General features: G+C 68.0%; 1 protein-coding gene. It reads right to left on the reverse strand.

The window, feature by feature from the left end; genetic code table 11:
* Positions 1-117: 117 nt before the first annotated feature.
* Complete coding sequence (locus HDG37_RS38650; protein WP_409260303.1) at positions 118-1,764, reverse strand: phage integrase family protein; 1,647 nt, start codon at positions 1,762-1,764, stop codon at positions 118-120.
* Positions 1,765-1,911 lie beyond the last annotated feature (147 nt).

A 1,911-nucleotide genomic window follows, 5' to 3' on the forward strand; every position in this document is an offset into this window, starting at 1 on the left:
TCCTCACAAAGGCGATCCCGATGGCCGCCAGGAGCCCATCATGAAACCTTATGTGCAGTAATTCAAACAAGACGCCTTGCTCACGAAGCGTTTGATGTTGCTACGCTACATAAAGATCTACGGCCGGTAATAAATCGAGGTCGTGGAGACGGAAGCGTGCCGCAGGTTGTCGCGCACCGTGGTGAGTTCGGCGCCGTGGCCGAGCGCGTGGGTAGCGTGAGTGTGCCGCAACCAGTGGGGGCTCGCGCGGCGCAGCTTCTCCGCGAGCGGCGGGTGATCGGTCTCGATGGCATTGGCGGCAAGGACGAGAAAGCGCTCAAGCACGCTCCACAGCCGCACACTGCTGATGGCCGTGTCACTGTCTGCTTCCAGGCTGCCGATGACCGGTGTGTCCGGCCGCCAGCGCGCCGTAGTAGTTGGCAACTGGCGCCCGGCCAGATAGCGGACCAGCGCGTCCCACGCGAGCGGCGGCAGCGCCACCCGTGCGATCTTGCCGCCTTTGCCGGTGACGCGCAGCCAGTGCTCGCCGCGTGCGTCCGTCTCGACGTGGCCGAGCGTCGCGCCGACCAGCTCACTCGCGCGCAAACCCGTCGCAAAGCCGAAATCGAGCAGGAACCGCAAGCGCTGCGCGGCCGGAACCGTCCAGCCGTGAGACCATTCCAGCCCCTCGGCCATCGTACGTACCAGCGCCCATTCCCCGTCGGTAAAGGCGCGCGACGCGTCGAGCGTCGATGCCGTCCTGCCGCCGCGCACCTTGATGCCCGCAAACGGATTGGCCAGCATGTAGCGCTGTTCGACCAGCCAGCGGAACAGGGCGCCGAGAATCGACAGCGCGTGCGCGACCGAGCGCGCCGAGAGGGTGCCGTTAAACGGCCGCCAGTCCGGTGACGTGCGGGGGCGCACCGGGCCGATCCAGCGTCCCCGCGGCGCCGGATGGCGCAGGAACGTCCGGTACGCGATCGCGTCTTCGGTCGTGAGCGACGACAGCGCGCGGCCGCGTTCGACGATGGCCCAGAGGATCAGCCGCTCGGCTTCCTTGCGGTAGGTCCGCTGCGTGGCGGGCGACTCGTGCAGGGACAGCCACGTCTGCACGGCCTCGTAGTCGTTGGACGCGTCAAGCGTGCAGGTGGCGGGCGGTGCGCGGAACGTGCCGGCGGAGCCGTCGACCTCGTGCGGCAATTTGAGGGTTTCCCACCGCACGATGTCGCCGCGCTGGCTCGCGACCACCAGCCCACGCGCCCTGTCCGTGAGCGCGGGCCAGGCGGCGAAGAACGCCTCGATCGAACGGGCGCTCGCCACGCCGAGCCCCGGCACAGCCTTCCACCACTGGCGCCGGCGCGGAATGCGCACCGTGAGATCGGCGAGCGTCGTGATGCCGTGCGCGTGCAGTACGCGCACCGCGCGCGGGGAAAACCACTGCGCGATGTCGTCGGCGATCTGCGGTTCCGGAGAGCGCGCCGTGCGCAGCGCATCGATCGCCTGCGCCACGCCTTTCGCTTGCTGCTCGCGTCCCGCTACAGGATGAGTGAGGAGTGCGACGAGATCGTCGCGATGGGCCGCGCGCGCAACGTCCAGCAGCTTGCTGCGGATGCGCCCGAGGACGCCGCGCGCCGATTTCCCGTCACCGAGTGCGGAGGGCAGGTAACGCGCCACGGCCTGCCGCACGGACACGCCGGCGTACCACGCGCGCAGCACGGCAAGCTCGTCGGCACCGGGAAAACCGGATGCAGAGGATTCAGCGTCAGCAGCAGGCGCGGAGGGCAGGGTGAGGCGCGTTTTCATCCCCCGGAGTTTAGCGTAAAAACAGGTACCTTTAGGTCGGGTAGCAGCGGTGCATTACTGCACCGCCGCCCCCTAAGAACCGTGCATGCGAGTTTCCCAGCACACGGCTCAAGCCTTTCAAAGCCCCAT

The organism is Paraburkholderia sp. MM5384-R2, assembly GCF_014201025.1.
GTDB classification, from domain to species: domain Bacteria; phylum Pseudomonadota; class Gammaproteobacteria; order Burkholderiales; family Burkholderiaceae; genus Paraburkholderia; species Paraburkholderia tuberum.